The sequence below is a fragment of the Stutzerimonas stutzeri genome (genome assembly GCF_002890915.1).
GTDB lineage: Bacteria > Pseudomonadota > Gammaproteobacteria > Pseudomonadales > Pseudomonadaceae > Stutzerimonas > Stutzerimonas stutzeri_AF.
Genome location: NZ_POUT01000002.1, coordinates 534393 through 551551, shown reverse-complemented (window position 1 = coordinate 551551; position 17159 = coordinate 534393). Strand labels below are relative to the sequence as shown.

Sequence of the window (17159 nt, the reverse complement as noted above, 5' to 3'; positions counted from 1 at the left end):
CTCAAGGACGCCTACATGACATTCGAAACCCTGCTCGTCGACATCCAGGAACGCGTCGCGCTGATCACCCTCAACCGGCCGCAGGCGCTCAACGCGCTCAACGCCCAGTTGATCAGCGAACTGAACCAGGCGCTGGGCCAGCTGGAGGCCGATCCAGAGATCGGCTGCATCGTGCTCACCGGCTCGGCCAAGGCCTTCGCCGCCGGTGCCGACATCAAGGAAATGGCCGGGCTGAACTACCCGCAGATCTACCTGGACGACTTCTTCGCCGAAGCCGACCGCATCGCCAGCCGCCGCAAGCCGCTGATCGCCGCGGTGGCCGGCTACGCGCTGGGCGGCGGCTGCGAGCTGGCGCTGCTGTGCGACATGATCTTCGCCGCCGACAACGCCCGCTTCGGCCAGCCGGAAGTCAACCTCGGCGTGCTGCCGGGCATCGGCGGCACCCAGCGCCTGACCCGTGCCGTCGGCAAGGCCAAGGCCATGGACCTGTGCCTGACCGGCCGCCAGATGGACGCCGAGGAAGCCGAACGCGCCGGCCTGGTGGCGCGCATCTTCCCGCAGGAAAGCCTGCTGGAGGAAACCCTCAAGGCCGCCCGGACGATCGCCGAGAAATCCCTGCCGGCCACCATGATGATCAAGGAGAGCGTCAACCGCGCCTTCGAGACCACCCTGGCCGAGGGCATCCGCTTCGAGCGTCGCGTGTTCCATGCGGTGTTCGCCACCGCCGACCAGAAGGAAGGCATGGCGGCGTTCGCCGAGAAGCGCAAGCCTGAATTCAGCAATCGTTAATTCGCAGCGGGCAATAACAAGAGGAACAAAGCCATGCATATCGGATTCATCGGTCTGGGCAACATGGGCGCGCCCATGGCCCATAACCTGCTCAAGGCAGGCCACCAGCTCAGCGTCTTCGATCTCAACGCCCTGGCCGTCGACGGCCTGGTCAAGGCCGGCGCGCTGCCGGTCGACTCGCCCACCGCGATCGCCCAGGGCAACGCCGAGCTGATCATCACCATGCTGCCCGCCGCGCCCCACGTGAAGAGCGTGTACCTGGGCGAGAACGGCCTGATCGCCCGGAGCCGTCCGGGGGTGATGCTGATCGACTGCTCCACCATCGACCCGCACAGCGCCCGCGACGTCGCCGCGGCCGCCGCCGCGCACGGCAACCCGATGCTCGATGCGCCGGTCTCCGGTGGCACCGGCGGCGCCGCGGCCGGCACCCTGACCTTCATGGTCGGCGGCAGCGCGGCCGACTTCGACCATGCCCAGCCGATTCTCGCCGCCATGGGCAAGAACATCGTGCACTGCGGCGACGCCGGCAACGGCCAGGTGGCCAAGGTCGCCAACAACATGCTGCTGGGCATCTCCATGATCGGCGTGGCCGAGGCCATGGCCCTGGGCGTGGCGCTGGGCATGGACGCCCGGACCCTGGCCGGGGTGATCAACACCTCCAGCGGCCGCTGCTGGAGTTCGGACACCTACAATCCCTTCCCCGGTGTGCTGGACAACGTACCCGCCTCGCGTGGCTACAGCGGCGGTTTCGGCAGCGACCTGATGCTCAAGGACCTGGGCCTGGCCACCGAGGCGGCAAAACAGGTGCGCCAGCCGGTGATCCTCGGCGCCCTCGCCCAGCAGCTCTACCAGAGCTTCAGCGCCCAGGGCAATGGCGGCCTGGACTTCTCGGCGATCATCAACCAGTACCGCAAGGACACCTGATCATGAGTGCAACCGAACGCCCCGTGCTGGCGGCCGTGCGCAACCACGTCGGCCACCTCACGCTCAACCGCCCGGCCGGGCTCAATGCCGTCACCCTGGAAATGGTCCGCCTGCTGCAGCAGCAGCTCAGCGCCTGGGCGGTCGATCCGCAGATCCACGCGGTGGTGCTGCGGGCCAACGGCGAAAAGGCCTTCTGCGCCGGCGGCGACATCCGCTCGCTGTACGACAGCTTCCAGCGTGGCGACGACGCGCACGAGACCTTCTTCGAGGAGGAATATGCCCTCGACCAGTACATCCACGCCTATCCCAAGCCGCTGCTGGCGCTGATGGACGGCTTCGTCCTCGGCGGCGGCATGGGCCTGGTCCAGGGCGCCTCGCTGCGGGTGGTGACCGAGCGTGTGCGCATGGGCATGCCGGAAGTCGCCATCGGCTACTTCCCGGATGTCGGCGGCAGCTATTTCCTCTCGCGCCTGCCGGGCGAGCTGGGCACCTACCTGGGCGTCACCGGCCTGCAGGTCCGCGCCGCCGATGCACTGCACGTCGGTCTGGCGGACTGGTGCATCGCCCATGACCAGATCGCCGAGCTGGATCGCTGCCTCGACCACATGAGCTGGTCCATCCACCCACAGGAGGCGCTGCGCACCCTGGTGGCCACCCTGGGCACCAACAAGCTGCCCGGCTCGGAACTCAAGGCGCTGCACCAAGCCATCGACACGCACTTCTCCCAGCCGGACGTGCCGGCCATCCGGGCGTCGCTGGCGGCAGAGACCCGTGCCGAATTCGCCGACTGGGCCGAGGAAACCGTCAAGGTGCTGGACAGCCGCTCGCCGCTGGCGATGGGCGTGACCCTGGAAATGCTGCGGCGTGGCCGCGAACTGCCGCTGGCCGGGTGTTTCGCGCTGGAGCTGCACCTGGACCGCCAGTGGTTCGCCAAGGGCGACATCATGGAAGGCGTGCGCGCGCTGATCATCGACAAGGACAAGACCCCGCGCTGGAACCCGCCGAGCCTGGACGCCGTTACCCCCGAGCGGGTGCAGGGTTTCTTCGAGGGCTTCAAACCGGCCGTCGGCAAGGCGAGACGCACGGCGACAGCCTGAAGCACACGCCCCGGATCGCGATGAAGACACCGCGCAGATCCGCCCGGTTCTTCATCGCCCCGCCACAAGAACAAGAAGGAGTGGTGTCATGCATGACCTGGAACTCAGCGAAGACCAACGCATGATCCGCGATATGGCGCGCGACTTCGCCCGTCGCGAGATCGCACCCAACGCCCAGGCCTGGGAAAAGGCCGGCTGGATCGACGACGCCCTGGTCGCCCAGATGGGCGAGCTCGGCCTGCTCGGCATGGTCGTCCCGGAACAGTGGGGCGGCAGCTATATCGATTACGTCGCCTACGCCCTGGCGGTGGAGGAAATCTCCGCCGGCGACGGCGCCACCGGCGCGCTGATGAGCATCCACAACTCGGTCGGCTGCGGCCCGGTGCTGAACTACGGTTCGCAGGCACAGCAGGACGAATGGCTGGCGGAACTGGCCAGCGGCCGCGCCATCGGCTGCTTCGCCCTCACCGAGCCGCAGGCCGGCTCCGAGGCGCACAACCTGCGTACCCGTGCCGAACTGGTGGACGGCCAGTGGGTGCTCAACGGCAGCAAGCAGTTCTGCAGCAACGCCCGGCGCGCGAAGCTGGCCATCGTCTTCGCCGTGACCGATCCGGAGCTGGGCAAGAAGGGCCTTTCCGCCTTCCTGGTGCCGACCGCTACCCCCGGCTTCGCCGTGGAACGCAGCGAACACAAGATGGGTATCCGCGCCTCGGATACCTGCGCGGTGACCTTGAGCGATTGCCGCGTACCGCAGGCCAACCTGCTCGGCGAAAGGGGCAAGGGCCTGGCCATCGCCCTGTCGAACCTGGAGGGCGGGCGCATCGGCATCGGCGCACAGGCCCTGGGCATCGCCCGCGCAGCCTTCGAAGCCGCCCTGCTCTATGCTCGCGAGCGCGTGCAGTTCGGCAAGCCGATCGCCGAGCACCAGAGCATCGCCAACATGCTGGCCGACATGCAGACCCAACTGAACGCCACGCGGCTGCTGATCCTGCATGCCGCCCGCCTGAAGAGCGCCGGCCTGCCCTGCCTCTCGGAAGCCTCCCAGGCCAAGCTGTTCGCCTCGGAAATGGCCGAGAAGGTCTGCTCGCAGGCCGTGCAGATCCACGGCGGCTACGGCTATCTGGAGGATTACCCGGTGGAACGCTACTACCGCGACGCGCGGATCACGCAGATCTACGAGGGCTCCAGCGAGATTCAGCGCATGCTCATCGCGCGCGAACTGGCGAATTATTCCTTGTAGCCGTAGCCGGGAACCGGCGGCCGGCCTCGCGCAGAGACGACAGCCGCAGTGACTGCTTGAAGCTTGAAAAGCATCGCCCCGGGGTCGGGCCTCCCACAAAAGCAGCCGGTGCACACCGAACCCAGTGGGAGGCGCGCCCTCGCGGCGATGCAGGCCGAAGGCCTGCCAAAAAGCCTGAAGCCTGAAGCCTGAAGCCTGAAGCCTGAAGCCTGAAGCCTGAAGCCTGAAGCCTGAAGCCTGAAGCCTGAAGCCTGAAGCCTGAAGCCTGAAGCCTGAAGAGCATGCACCAGAATTAAGAAAGGGGGAGCCTTGCGGCTCCCCCTCCAAGAGATATTGCTTTGTTCTTTTTCTGCTGACGGGCTTGTTGTTCTGATTGGCGACCCGGTCGGACGAGCGTCCGAAAAGCGGTCCCATTCAGGACTCAAAGAACAAACGGATTATTTTGGTCGCTGATGTTGCCACTGCCCTTGCGGGCTCAACCGGTTCTGGCGCTGCCTCGAGGCAGTTTTGTCGTTCTCGGCCCGGTCGACAGGAGACCTGTCGGGCAATTCCTCTCCAAAAGAATCAGTTTGCTACGCCTCCACATGCTTGTTTTTATTGTGTCGGAGCCGCTACGTGTTGTTCTTGTTATGGGGTTCAGCTTTCTTGTTTTTGTTGTACGCATGACAAAGCAGGCAGCGTGCCAACTTTTAAAATTCTATAAATATCAGTAAGTTACGATTTTTCGTCACCACCCCTCCGGCAAAAACAGGTGGCATTGCGTTACCACGCGCCCCAGCTGCCGTTACAGCGCGACCACGCGGTAACACCCGCCCGTGCTTGCCGTTACCAGGCGATGGGCGCTCGGCTGCAATCGAAGAAGAATTCAGGCAGTGCGTTGCGGCGGGGGCGCAGGAAGCGCGAAGCGGCTTGGCATGCCTCCCGCTGCCAAGCCGCCAGGTGCGTGCGTCAACTCTGCAAACCACTGATTGCATCGAGGCGATTCGATTCGCCTGGGCTGCAGGCAGATCAGGCGTCCGCTGTTTGGATAGCATTTTCCTTCCGTCGAGCGGTGAGGTCACAAGCCGCAATAGCGAGCAGGGGTACGACACCAACTTCAAGGGCCACATCCCACGACCCTATGAGTCCTATGAACAACATTCCAACGACAACAAACGCAGCGACACAATGCGCGAGGAAACGACACAACTCGAGCGCTACTATTTGTTCGGCATTATTATTCATGACGTTTGACTCCCCGTTTTTGTTGTAATAAGCAGCCACAGGTTTCATGTTAGCCAGCTCTCGCGAGCCCGCAATGCGGGCCGACGTGCGGCTCGTCTAGCTCGCCTGTTACAGCGCCATGGCAGGATGTGTCGTGAAAGATTTTAGTTGTTTACCGGGCGATGGCTAGTACAAGTATGCGGCCCTGCAACAGGGCCGGGCGGTCCCATTCGCAACTTGCGCAACTGAATAATCTGACCGACCGCTTAATAAGTTTTCATGTGAACAACATGCTCGCCCGGCGACCGCTGACGGGGTATTGCGGCCACGGGCGGCGGTGCGCTGGAACGCTGCAGCGCGCCCTCTTCCCCCCTCAATCCCAGCCCAGGTCGGCTGTGATGCGCAGCGTCCGGCGCGCCTTGCCCGGCGTGCGCGAGAAGCGTGGCGCGGGGGCCACCTGCAGCAGGCCGTCCAGCTCCTGGTAGACACCGCGCTGGCGCAGGTGTGGATGCCCTGCCGCCTCCTGCAGGGTCACCACCGGGGCGAAACAGGCATCGCTGCCCTCCAGCAACGCGCACCATTCGGCCTGGGTGCGACTGGCGAATAGCTGCTCCAGCAGCCTGCCCTGCGCAGCCCAGTCGGCCGGATCGGCACAGCCATGCCAGAGGGCTTCCGGTGCATCGATGCGCTCGAGCAGTTCCCGCCAGAATTGTGGTTCGAGCGGCCCGATGGCGATCTCGCGGCCGTCGGCACAACGGTAGCAGCGGTAGTTGGGCGCAGCGCCGCCCAGCAGGTTGCGCTCGCGCTGCAGGTCGATACGGTCGTCGGGCAGCAGGCCGGCGAAGAAGCTCATCAGCGACGACACGCCATCGACGATCGCCGCATCGATCACCTGGCCGCAGCCGGAGCGTTCGCGCTCCCACAGCGCCGCGAGAATGCCGACGGTCAGGTACAGCGAGCCGCCACCGAAATCCCCGACCAGGTTCAGCGGCGGCACCGCCGGCCCGCTCTCGCCGCGTATCGCCGCCAGCGCGCCGGTCAGCGCGATGTAGTTGATGTCGTGCCCGGCCGCCTTGGCCAGCGGCCCGCTCTGGCCCCAGCCGGTCATGCGCCCGTAGACCAGCCGGGGGTTGCGCGCCAGCAGTTCGTCCGGCCCCAGCCGCAGCCGTTCCATGACCCCGGGGCGGAAGCCTTCGATCAGCACATCGGCATCCTGCGCCAGCTCCAGGCAGCGCGCGCGACCGGCCGCGCTGCGGATGTCCAGCGTCAGCGTCTTGCGTCCGCGATCGACCACCGGGTTCGGCCAGCCGGTGCCGCCTTCGCGCTCGATACGCAGCACCTCGGCGCCCATGTCCGCCAGCAGCATCGCGCAATGCGGCCCCGGCCCGATTCCGGCGAATTCCAGCACCCGCAGGCCCAGCAGGGGACCCTGCCGGGATTCACAACGCTCCGTCATCGATTTCCCCCCCAGGCCTGCTCGCAGCCGTAATGCTGTTCAGTTATCTGCCAGAGCACATGAGTCCCCTCTCCCCCTTGCGGGAGAGGGGAGATGCAATGTCTGACGCTTTATTCGAACGGCATTACGCTCGCAGCCAGGCCTTACTGGTTAACTGCGTTCGCCTGATTCTCGACCAGGTGGTTGCGGTACCGCTCGCGCAGCACCTTCTTGTCGATCTTGCCGGTGGCGGTCAGCGGCACCGCGTCGAAGATCACCGCATCGGGCATCCACCACTTGACGATGTTCGGCTCCAGGTGGGCGAGGATCTTCTCCACGCTGACCTCGGCATCGCCGTGCGGCTCGATCACCAGCACCGGGCGCTCTTCCCATTTCGGATGGAACACACCGACCACCGCCGCCACTTTCACTCCCGGACAGGCGGCGGCGACGTTCTCGATGTCGATGGAGCTGACCCACTCGCCGCCGGACTTGATCACGTCCTTGCTGCGGTCGGTGATGCGCATGAAACCGTCGGCATCCAGGGTGGCGATGTCGCCGGTGTCGAACCAGCCGTCCTCGTCCAGCGCACTGGCTTCGCTGCGGTAGTAGCGCTCGACCGTCCAGGGCCCGCGCACCTTGAGGCGGCCGGAACTCATGCCATCGCACGGCAGCTCGCGACCCTGCTCGTCGACCACCTTCAGCTCGATGCCAAATTGCAGGCGCCCCTGGCGCGTCCAGATGGTGTCGTTGGTGGCTTGCTGGCCACGCTCGGCGAGCTTCGGCGTCGGCGTCGCCACCACGCCCAGCGGGCTGGTCTCGGTCATGCCCCAGAGCTGGCAGACCGCGACGCCGTATTGGGTCTGGAAGGTCTCGGCCATCGCGCGCGGCACGGCGGAACCGCCGATCACCAGCCGCTGCAGGGTGCCGGAATCCTCGCCACTGCGCTCCAGATGGGCGAGGTACAGGGTCCAGATGGTCGGCACGCCGCCGGAAAGCGTCACGCCCTCGGTCTGGATGAGTTGCTGCAGGCTCGGCCCGTCCATCTTGTCGCACGGCAGGACGAACTTGCAGCCGTTGATCGCCGCGGCGAACGGCAGGCCCCAGGCGGTGCCGTGGTAGAGCGACGAGCACGGCATGATGCAGTCGAAGGCGGACAGCCCGAAGGCGCTGGAAAGCCCCGCCGCCATGGCGTGCAGCACCACCGAACGGTGGCTGTAGAGCACGCCTTTCGGATCGCCCGTGGTGCCGGAGGTATAACAGAGCACGGCGCCGGCGTTCTCGTCGAATTGCGGCCAGTCCAGCGGCTGCTCGGCGGCGATCAGGCCTTCATAGCCCTGCACGTCGGCGAGCGAGGAAGTCGGCTGGACGGCGAGTTCGATGAAATGACGGATATTGCCCAGCCGCGGCCGCAGCCTTGCGACGCAGTCGGCGAAGCTGCTGTCGAACAGCAACACCTGGCTGCCGGCATGGTTGAGGGTGTAGACGATCTGCTCGTCGGACAGCCGCGGGTTGGCGGTGTGCAGCACGGCGCCGATGCCCGGTACGGCGAAGAACAGTTCGTAGTGGCGATGGGTATTCCAGGCCAGCGACGACACGCAGTCGCCGGGACCGATGCCGAGCTTTCGCAGCATCGAGGCGGCCTGCGCCGCGCGCGTGGCGAGGCCCGAATAGTCGTAGCGCCACATCGGCTCGTCGACGAGCCGCGAGACGATTTCGCGGTCGCCATGGGCGCGCACCGCATGTACGAGAATGCTGCTGATCAACAGGGGGGCATTCTGCATCAGACCTGGTTGCATGTTTCCTACCTCGTCTTGTTTTTATTTTCGAAGCGCCGGTCGAGGAAACGCGTTCTACCGGCATCGTTTCACTGGTTACGGTTGTCGCTCCCCTCGCTACGGCACGCATGCGGTGGGGTCAGTCCGGCTAATACGAGCCGGTTAAGCGTTTGTTGCCGTGAAATGTCGGCCTGTGTCGGGGCGATGCGGATGAACCGCCGATCACCAGCAAGCTGGCTCCACAAAAGCGCCCTGTGCCATAGCCACCGAGTGGCTAAAAAGCTTTATCGGATCGGCAGCAGTCAGTGCGGCCCTCCGAGATTGCGCGCGATCACCAGGCGCTGGATGTCGCTGGTGCCTTCGTAGATCTGGCAGACTCGCACGTCGCGGTAGATGCGCTCCACCGGGAAATCGGCCAGATAACCATAGCCGCCGAGGGTCTGGATCGCCGCCGAGCAGACCTGCTCGGCCATCTCGGAAGCGAACAGCTTGGCCATCGAGGCCTCCACCAGCGCCGGCCGGCCGGCTTCGCGCAGGGCGGCGGCGTGGTGCACCATCTGCCGCGCGACGGCGATCCGGGTCGCCATGTCGGCCAGGCGGAAGGCCACCGCCTGGTGCTCGATGATCGGCTTGCCGAAGGTTTCGCGTTCGTTGGCATAGTCGCGCGCCGCCTCGAATGCCGCGCGGGCCATGCCGACCGCCTGGGCGGCGATGCCGATGCGCCCGCCCTCGAGGTTGGCCAGGGCGATCCGGTAGCCCTCGCCCTCCTCGCCGAGGCGGTTGGCGAGCGGTACGCGCAGGCCTTCGAAGGCGATCTGGCAGGTATCGGAGGCATGCTGGCCGAGCTTGTCCTCGACCCGCACCACCTGGTAGCCGGGGCTGTCGGTGGGCACGATGAAGGCGCTGATGCCGCGCTTGCCGGCGTCCGGATCGGTCACCGCGAAAACGATCACCGTGCCGGCGTGCTTGCCGGAGGTGATGAACTGCTTGGCACCGTCGAGGATGTAATGGTCGCCCTCGCGCCGGGCGCGGGTGCGCAGGTTGCTGGCATCCGAGCCGGCCTGCTGCTCGGTCAGGGCGAAGGCGCCGATCTGCTCGCCGCGCGCCAGCGGGGTGAGGAAGTCGCGCTTCTGCTGGTCGTTGCCGAAGCGCAGGATCGGCACGCAGCCCACCGAGTTGTGCACGCTCATGATGGTCGAGCAGGCGCCATCGCCCGCGGCGATCTCCTCCAGCGCCATGGCATAGGCCAGGTAGCCGGTGTCGCTGCCGCCCCACTGCTCCGGCACCAGCATGCCGAAGAAGCCGAGCACGGCCATCTCGCCGATCGCCTCGGCCGGATAGCGGTGCTCGCGGTCCCACCGCTCGGCGAAGGGCTTGAGCCGCTCGCGGGCGAACTGCCGCGCCATCTCGGCGATCGCGCGTTGATCTTCATTGGGCAGCATGGGCGCCTCCTCAGAGCAGTTCGACGGCCATGGCGGTGGCTTCCCCGCCGCCGATGCAGATGGCCGCCACCCCGCGTCGCAGCCCGCGGGCACGCAACGCCGAGAGCAGGGTCACCAGGATGCGCGCACCGGAAGCGCCGATCGGATGGCCCAGCGCACAGGCGCCGCCGTTGACGTTGACCCTGGCATGGTCCAGCCCGAGCTCACGCATGCTGGCCATGGCGACCACGGCGAAAGCCTCGTTGATCTCGAACAGGTCGACCTCGCCGATTCCCCAGCCGGTGCGCTCCAGCAGTTTGCGGATCGCGCCGATGGGGGCGGTCGGGAACAGGTTCGGCGCGTCGGCGAAGGCCGCATGGCCACGGATCAGCGCCTGCGGCTGCAGGCCCCAGCGCTCGGCTTCGGAGCGGCGCATCAGCAGCAGCGCCGCGGCGCCATCGGAAATCGAGCTGGAGTTGGCGGCGGTGACGCTGCCGCCCTCGCGGAACGCCGGCTTGAGGCTGGGGATTTTCTCCGGCAGCGCCTTGGGCGGCTGTTCATCGTCACGGATCAGACGCTGCTGTTTGCCCTGGGGGGTTTGCAGCACGACGATTTCCTCGGCGAAGGCACCGCTGGCGATGGCCGATCGGGCACGATGCAGGGATTCCAGCGCGTAGGCGTCCTGCTCTTCGCGGCTGAAACCGTGGCTCTGGGCGCAATCCTCGGCGAAGGTGCCCATCAGCCGACCCTTGTCGAAGGCATCCTCGAGGCCGTCGAGGAACATGTGATCCAGCACGCGGCCATGGCCCATGCGGTAACCGGCCCGCGCCCTGTCCAGCAGATAGGGTGCATTGGACATGCTTTCCATGCCGCCGGCGACGACGATGTCGGCGCTGCCGGCGCGCAGCAGGTCGTGGGCGAGGATCGCCGCCTGCATGCCGGAGCCGCACATCTTGTTCAGCGTGGTGCAGGTGGTGGCCCGGGTCAGCCCCGCGCCCAGCGCCGCCTGGCGTGCAGGTGCCTGGCCGAGGCCGGCGGGCAGCACGCAGCCCATCAGCACCTCCTGGACGTTTTCCGGCGGCAAACCACTGCGCTCGACCGCTGCGCGGATCGCGGCGGCGCCCAGTTCGGGCGCGCTCAGGCCCTTGAGATCGCCCTGGAATCCGCCCATGGGCGTGCGGGCGCTGCTGACGATTACGATGGGATCATCTTTCATCTTCGCTTCCTTCACTTGGCGGCCATGCGCAAGGCGCCGTCGAGGCGGATCACCTCGCCGTTGAGCATGCCGTTCTCGAAAATGTGGCGGACCAGCGCGGCATATTCGGCCGGGCGCCCCAGGCGTGGCGGGAACGGCACGCCGGCGGCGAGCGAAGCGCGGATCTCCTCGGGCATGCCGGCCATCATCGGCGTCTCGAACACGCCGGGCGCGATGGTCATCACCCGAATGCCGAAGCGCGCCAGTTCGCGCGCGGCGGGCAGCGTCATGCTGACCACGCCGCCCTTGGAGGCGGCATAGGCGGCCTGGCCGATCTGTCCGTCGAAGGCGGCGATCGAGGCGGTATTGACGATCACGCCGCGCTCGCCATCGGCATCCGGCGGGTTCTCGGCCATGGCTTCGGCCGCCAGGCGCAGCATGTTGAAGCTGCCAATCAGGTTGATGCCGACGATGCGGCTGAAGCTGTCCAGCGCATGGGGCCCATGGCGGCCGAGGACCTTTTCGCCCCCGGCGACGCCGGCGCAGTTGACCAGCCCGTGCAGGCCACCGAAGCGCTCGCGCGCGGCGGCGATGGCACGTCGCGCCGCCGCCTCGTCGCGGATATCGGCCTGCACGCCCAGGGCGCTGGCGCCGAGCGCTTCGGCCCGGGCGATGGCGGCGCCTTCATCGAGGTCGGCGAGCAGCACCTTGCCGCCCGCCTCGACCAGCGCCTCGGCAGCCGCGGCGCCGAGGCCCGAGGCGCCGCCGGTGATGAGGAATACGTTGTCGCGAATCTGCATGGCGTTCTCCCGTGCTTGTTGTTATTCGGTGCGAAGCCTGGTTCATCTTTGGTCAACCGGACGGGGGCGGCAATGGTCGATGCTCTCAACCTGCTTGACCGTTTTGGCCAATGGCAAAAGGCAAGCAAGCTCGAAAAGCATCGCCCCGGGCGACGGGCCCTCACAAAGCAGCATGTACATACCGAACCCGTGGACGCGCCCTCGCGGCGATGCGGGCCGCAGGCCCGCCAGAAGCCCAGAAGCATCGCCCCGAGGTCGGGCCTCCCACAAAAAGCCGCCAGCGCACACGGCGCCCCTGTGGGAGGTGCGCCCTCGCGGCGACTGCAGGCCGAAGGGCTGCTGAAAACCTTGAAGCTCATCCCGGGCTGGCGCCTCAGGAAAGCAGCTCAGCGTCTTTCCGGCGCCAGGATGAGGTTGCGGTAATGCCCCGGGTTGGTTCCCGTCCACTTGCGAAACGCCTTGTAGAACGAGCTGACATCGGCGAATCCCAGTCGTTCGGCGATCTCGCCGTAGCTCACCGAGGCATCGGCCAGCCATTCGGTGGCCATCTCCTGGCGCAGCGCATCCTTGATCGTCTGGTACGGCTGGCCCACCTCCGCCAGCCGACGGCGCAGGGTCGAGGCGGACATGCAGAGTTCCTGCGCCAGCGTCTCGCCGTCCGGCCAGTGCTCGGCCGGCAGGCTGCGCAGGTGCTGCTTGATGCGGCTGGCGAGGCTGGAATGATCGCGATAGCGCACCAGGATGTTGGCCGGCGCCTCGGCGAGAAAGCTGCGCAGCTCGCTCTCGCTGCGGCGGATCGGTAGGTCGAGCACCTCGGCGGCGAAGATGATGCGCGTCGAAGGCCGGCCGAAGCGCAGGTTGTCGGAGAACATCACGCGGTAGTCGGCGGTATATGCCGGCTCGGCGCAGCGCAACTCGACGGCGAGCAGTGGGATGCGCCGCCCGACCAGCCAGCAGGCCAGCCCGTGCAGCAGCATCCAGAAGGTGAAGTAGCAGAAGGCGCGACCGGGTTCGGCGGTGCGCTCGCGCAGCACGACCTCGGCCAGGCTCTGGCTGCGGATCAGCTTGCCGCGAAAATTCTCCAGCGCCAGCCCGAGGAAGCCCAGCGCCTGCACCAGCGCCCTCTCCAGCGTCGGCTGCTGGATGCAGCTGCGGCTGAGGAAGACGAAGCTGCCCGAGCGCAGGCGGCGCGGGTCCATGCCGAAGAATTCGTCGTCGAAGCGCTTGGCCAGGCGCAGCCAGAGCCGGGTGTAGTCGCTGACCTCCATGCGGCCGTCGGGGTCCTGCAGGCAGGTGGCGTCGAGGCCGATTTCCTCCAGCAGCCGCGCGGCCGATCGACCGGGCCGGACGAAGCCCAGCAGTGCCTCTTCCACCAGCCGTACGGAGATGCTGTCCTTGGCGGGGCCGGTTGCCGTGGCGGCGCTTGTTTGCCTGCCCGACGGGGATGAAGGTTCGATTTCCATGCGGCAGACTCTCGCCTCACATCCAACCGAGGGTCAAGCCCATCACCATCAGGTAACGCACCGTCTTGGCCAGCGCGACGATGAGCACGAAGCTCCACAGCGGCTCGCGCATGACCCCGGCGACCAGCGTCAGCGGATCGCCGATGATGGGCACCCAGCTGAGCAGCAGCGTCCAGCGCCCGTAGCGATGGTAGTGCCGCTGCGCCTGCGCCAGCTGCCGCGCACTGGCCGGGAACCAGCGCTTGTCGCGCCAACGCTCGAGGTAAAGGCCGAGCAGCCAGTTCAGCATCGACCCCAGCACGTTGCCGGCACTGGCCACCGCGACCAGCGCCCAGGCCGGATAACGCTCGGAAAGCAGCAGCCCGGCAAGGACCGCCTCGGACTGCATCGGCAGCAGCGTCGCGGCACCGAGTGCCGCCAGAAAAAGCGCGGGATAAGCGGAAAGCTCGAGCATCCACCGCCTCTTGGTCGGCAGCCGGAATTGGCCGGGCAGTATGCTCGAAAAGATCGCCTCGCGCCTGCGTCATCGAGGCGATGCAGGCGCCCCGGCGACCGCTACATTTCGTGTATGCGGTTGACCTGCTGGGCCAGGCGCATGGTCTCGTGCTCCTCCAGCCGCAACAGGTCCTCGGCCAGCTCACGGGCGCCGTCGATCTCGGCACGCCGCGCCAGGGAGCGATACAGGTCGATGACCTGGTTGTGGGTGAGGAAGATATCCAGGGATATCTCTTCCACGGTCATGGTGTCGTACGACTTGCAGGCCTGGTTGCGTAGTACCGGGTTGCGCGCCAGGTAGTCGTAGATCCAGGTGTGCAGCGCCTTGGGGTCGGCGTGCTTTTCGATCTTGTCGATGGTCTCGGCCAAGGCACGCTCATGATCGGCGATGTACACCAGCAGCCATTTGGCGCGCGTTTCCTCGTGCTTGTCGGAACAACGGGCCATGCACCTGGCGAGCAGGTTGTGCGTATCCCGCGTCCAGTCGATCAGGTCTTCGAATCGCTCGATCTTCATCGCCAAGTCTCTCCAGGGGTCTGTTGATATTCCGACGCGGCCTTGCCGGCATCCCGGCAAAGCCATGCGCAGTGAAAAGGCATCGGCGTCGCCCTGCCCGTCGGTGATCCGAGCCTGCACTCTCGTCACGCGGCCTTCCATGACCGTGGTTAAGAGACTAGCTCACCGGATCACCCTGCGAGGCGCGCACCGCCCGCAACCTTGCTACAGATCATTGCCGAGTGGCCGGTCGCGGCCAAGGATGAGGTCCTACCCGGCCCGCGCGTTCGGCGGCATGCGGCAGGTCGATACGGCATTTCTGGTACGACTTCGAGGGATGCTCGGCGCCCCGCTCCTATCTGTACATATACCCCTAAGGGTATAAGATGCCTACTCGCAACGCTGCCCACGCAACCCCATTCCCAACGACTGGAGCATCCCGATGAAGCCCTTACTGATCGCCGCCTCGCTCGGCCTACTGGCGTTCGCCGCCCAGGCGGTCGAGCTCGAAGTTTCTCCCCAGGACGCCTACGCCCGAGCCCAGCAAGAAGCCGCGCCGGTGCTGTTCGTCGATGTGCGCGACCCGGTGGAAATCATGTTCGTCGGCTTCACCGACGCGGTGGACATCAACGTCCCCTACCTGCTGGTCGACCGCAGCGCCTGGAACGAGGAACGAGGCGCGTTCCAGACCAACCGCAACCCGGACTTCATCGCGCAGATCCAGGCCGAACTGGACAAGCGCGGGCTGGGCCCCGACACCGAGATCATCACCATGTGCCGCTCGGGCAGCGAACGCGGCAAACCGAGCGCGGACTTCCTGCGCGAGAACGGCTTCCCCAACGCACGCTACGTGGTCCATGGCTTCCAGGGCTCGGCCATCGGCGAAGGGCCGCAGGCCGGTTTCCGCCTGCAGAACGGTTGGCAGAACGCCGGCCTGCCGTGGAGCCCGAAGATGAATCCGGAAAAGATCTACCGCACCGATCGCCGGTGAAACCGTATGCTGCGCCTGGTGCGATCGGCGCACTGCAACGGTCGATGAAGTACGGAGGATCGAATGACACGATATTTTCTGGCTCTACTGCTCGGGCTCGCCAGCGCGGGCAGCAGCCTGGCGGACACGCAGAGCCTGAAGGTCGCCCTGGTCGGCATCCAGCATGAGCGCGGGACGGTGCGGGTCGGCCTCTACCGGCAACCGGACACCTTCCGCAAGGAAGCCAAGGCCCTTGCAGTGCAGCAGGCGGCGGCCGCGATCGGTACGGTCGAGGTAGCGTTCAGCGGGCTGGAGCCGGGCGAATACGCGGTCATGGCCTATCACGACGAGAACGCCAACGGCCAGCTGGACCGCCGTTTCGGCATGTTCCCCACCGAAGGCTACGGCCTGTCGAACAACCCCGACGTGATGGGCCCGCCGGCATTCAAGGACAGCGCATTCAACGTGGACGGCGGCACCACCGCAATCAGCATCGACATGCGCTACTGAAGGCGGTTGCGCCGCACGAGACCGCCGTCGCCAGGCGAACCTGCCGCGCCCGGCCTGTGTCCTCGCCCCCGGTCATGGCACTCGCCAGCGGCTTCTGCGATAGTTGCCCGAACCCGCCGTTCGCCCACAAGGCGTGCGGCTACCGTGACGCCTTGCGAGTCTCGCTGCATTTACCCTTCCGCAGCCAGCCGCGTCCTTCGCGCCATCCGCGCGTCCCCGGTGGCCTCATCCCGCCATCGCTGTTGCCGGTCGCTGTCCCGCAGTGCCCGGTGTTCGCCGACGCAAATCAAAAAAGACCGATCCGAACAAGGACGCCCCATGAAACTGACCCGCTGCCTCACCGCGCTGGCCGCCGCTGCCGCCCTGTCTGCCGCTTTTACCGCCTCCGCCCGCGAATATTCGGTATCCACCGTGCTCTCCGACGCCTTCCCCTGGGGCCAGGCCGCCCAGAAGTGGGCCGACCTGGTCAACGAGCGCTCCAAGGGCGAGATCACCCTGCGCGTCTACCCCAACGCGCAACTGGTCGCGGGTGACCAGACCAAGGAATTCTCCGCCATGCGCTCCGGGCTGATCGACATGGCCGTCGGCTCGACCATCAACTGGTCGCCGCAGGTGCCGGAGCTCAATCTGTTCTCCCTGCCCTTCCTGATGAGCGACAACCGGGACCTGGACGCCATCACCCAGGGCGAGGCCGGCCAGATGGCCTTCGCCGCCATCGAGAAACGCGGCATCGTCCCGCTGGCCTGGGCCGAGAACGGCTTCCGGGAAATTTCCAACTCCGCCAAGCCGGTAACCACGCCGGCGGATCTCGCGGGCCTGAAGATCCGTGTGGTCGGCTCGCCGCTGTTCCAGGACACCTTCAGCGCGCTGGGCGCCAACCCGACGCAGATGAGCTGGGCCGACGCCAAGCCGGCGCTGACCACCGGCGCGGTGGATGGCCAGGAAAATCCGATTTCGGTATTCGACGTGGCGCGCGTCGATCAGGTCGGGCAGAAGTACCTGACCCTCTGGCACTACATGGCCGACCCGCTGATCTTCGCCGTCAACCAGCGGGTCTGGAAGCAGCTGCCCGAAGCCGACCGCGAGCTGCTGCGCCAGGCGGCCATCGATGCCGGACAATGGGAGATCGAGCTGTCGCGCAGCGGCGAGGCCCAGCGCCTGGCCGACATCCGCGAGCGCGGCGTCGAGGTCGTCGAGCTGACGGCCGAGCAACATCAGGCCTTCGTCGAGGCGACCCGCAGCGTGCATGAGAAGTGGACGCCGAAGATCGGCACCGAGCTGGTGGAAGCCGCTCGCACCGCCATCGCCGAGTAAACCGTTCTACCCCGGCGGCGCTCGCCGTCG

16 protein-coding genes are annotated in these 17159 nt (G+C 66.6%); 8 read left to right on the top strand and 8 right to left on the bottom strand.

Annotated features, from left to right (window positions below; all coding sequences use genetic code 11):
• Positions 1-15: 15 nt before the first annotated feature.
• From CXK94_RS06365 to CXK94_RS22520, 5 genes are all read left to right on the top strand, one after another.
• Complete coding sequence (locus CXK94_RS06365) at positions 16-789, top strand: enoyl-CoA hydratase (protein ID WP_037044101.1); 774 nt, start codon at positions 16-18, stop codon at positions 787-789.
• Positions 790-822: 33 nt separating this feature from the next.
• Positions 823-1713, top strand: a complete 891-nt coding sequence (mmsB, locus tag CXK94_RS06360) for a 3-hydroxyisobutyrate dehydrogenase (protein ID WP_102893673.1) — start codon at positions 823-825, stop codon at positions 1711-1713.
• 2 nt (positions 1714-1715) lie between these two features.
• A complete protein-coding gene (locus tag CXK94_RS06355) occupies positions 1716-2810 on the top strand; it encodes an enoyl-CoA hydratase/isomerase family protein (protein WP_102893672.1) in 1095 nt (364 codons plus the stop codon).
• Between the two features lie 88 nt (positions 2811-2898).
• Entirely contained in the window at positions 2899-4050 is a 1152-nt protein-coding gene (locus CXK94_RS06350; RefSeq protein WP_102893671.1) for an acyl-CoA dehydrogenase family protein, read from the top strand.
• A 1023-nt stretch (positions 4051-5073) separates the two neighbouring features.
• The gene (locus tag CXK94_RS22520) at positions 5074-5283 is read left to right on the top strand and encodes a hypothetical protein (protein ID WP_219726486.1); all 210 of its coding nucleotides are present in this window, start codon (positions 5074-5076) and stop codon (positions 5281-5283) included.
• A 343-nt stretch (positions 5284-5626) separates the two neighbouring features.
• Here CXK94_RS22520 and CXK94_RS06340 read toward each other — a convergent pair whose 3' ends face one another.
• The 8 genes from CXK94_RS06340 to CXK94_RS06305 form a co-directional block, all read right to left on the bottom strand.
• Positions 5627-6709: a CaiB/BaiF CoA transferase family protein gene (locus CXK94_RS06340; RefSeq protein ID WP_102893669.1), complete on the bottom strand. Its 1083-nt coding sequence runs from the start codon at positions 6707-6709 to the stop codon at positions 5627-5629.
• Positions 6710-6852: 143 nt separating this feature from the next.
• Entirely contained in the window at positions 6853-8472 is a 1620-nt protein-coding gene (locus CXK94_RS06335) for a long-chain fatty acid--CoA ligase (RefSeq protein WP_102893668.1), read from the bottom strand.
• Positions 8473-8768: 296 nt separating this feature from the next.
• Positions 8769-9908: an acyl-CoA dehydrogenase gene (locus CXK94_RS06330; protein ID WP_102893667.1), complete on the bottom strand. Its 1140-nt coding sequence runs from the start codon at positions 9906-9908 to the stop codon at positions 8769-8771.
• A 10-nt stretch (positions 9909-9918) separates the two neighbouring features.
• Positions 9919-11103: an acetyl-CoA C-acyltransferase gene (locus CXK94_RS06325; RefSeq protein ID WP_102893666.1), complete on the bottom strand. Its 1185-nt coding sequence runs from the start codon at positions 11101-11103 to the stop codon at positions 9919-9921.
• Between the two features lie 11 nt (positions 11104-11114).
• A complete protein-coding gene (locus CXK94_RS06320) occupies positions 11115-11882 on the bottom strand; it encodes an SDR family NAD(P)-dependent oxidoreductase (RefSeq protein WP_102893665.1) in 768 nt (255 codons plus the stop codon).
• A 386-nt stretch (positions 11883-12268) separates the two neighbouring features.
• A complete protein-coding gene (locus CXK94_RS06315; RefSeq protein WP_102893664.1) occupies positions 12269-13345 on the bottom strand; it encodes an AraC family transcriptional regulator in 1077 nt (358 codons plus the stop codon).
• 16 nt (positions 13346-13361) lie between these two features.
• Positions 13362-13799 (bottom strand): YqaA family protein, encoded by a 438-nt coding sequence (locus tag CXK94_RS06310; protein WP_037042169.1) that lies wholly within the window; start codon positions 13797-13799, stop codon positions 13362-13364.
• Between the two features lie 101 nt (positions 13800-13900).
• On the bottom strand, positions 13901-14356 hold the full coding sequence (locus CXK94_RS06305; protein ID WP_037042172.1) for a hypothetical protein: 456 nt from the start codon (positions 14354-14356) through the stop codon (positions 13901-13903).
• 421 nt (positions 14357-14777) lie between these two features.
• On the opposite strand from CXK94_RS06305, the gene CXK94_RS06300 reads away from it, so the two are divergent.
• The 3 genes from CXK94_RS06300 to CXK94_RS06290 all read left to right on the top strand — a co-directional run bounded on the left by CXK94_RS06300 (position 14778) and on the right by CXK94_RS06290 (position 17129).
• Entirely contained in the window at positions 14778-15326 is a 549-nt protein-coding gene (locus CXK94_RS06300; protein WP_037042174.1) for a rhodanese-like domain-containing protein, read from the top strand.
• 63 nt (positions 15327-15389) lie between these two features.
• Positions 15390-15815, top strand: a complete 426-nt coding sequence (locus CXK94_RS06295; RefSeq protein WP_037042176.1) for a DUF2141 domain-containing protein — start codon at positions 15390-15392, stop codon at positions 15813-15815.
• Between the two features lie 318 nt (positions 15816-16133).
• Complete coding sequence (locus CXK94_RS06290) at positions 16134-17129, top strand: DctP family TRAP transporter solute-binding subunit (RefSeq protein ID WP_102893663.1); 996 nt, start codon at positions 16134-16136, stop codon at positions 17127-17129.
• The last annotated feature ends 30 nt before the right edge of the window (positions 17130-17159 follow it).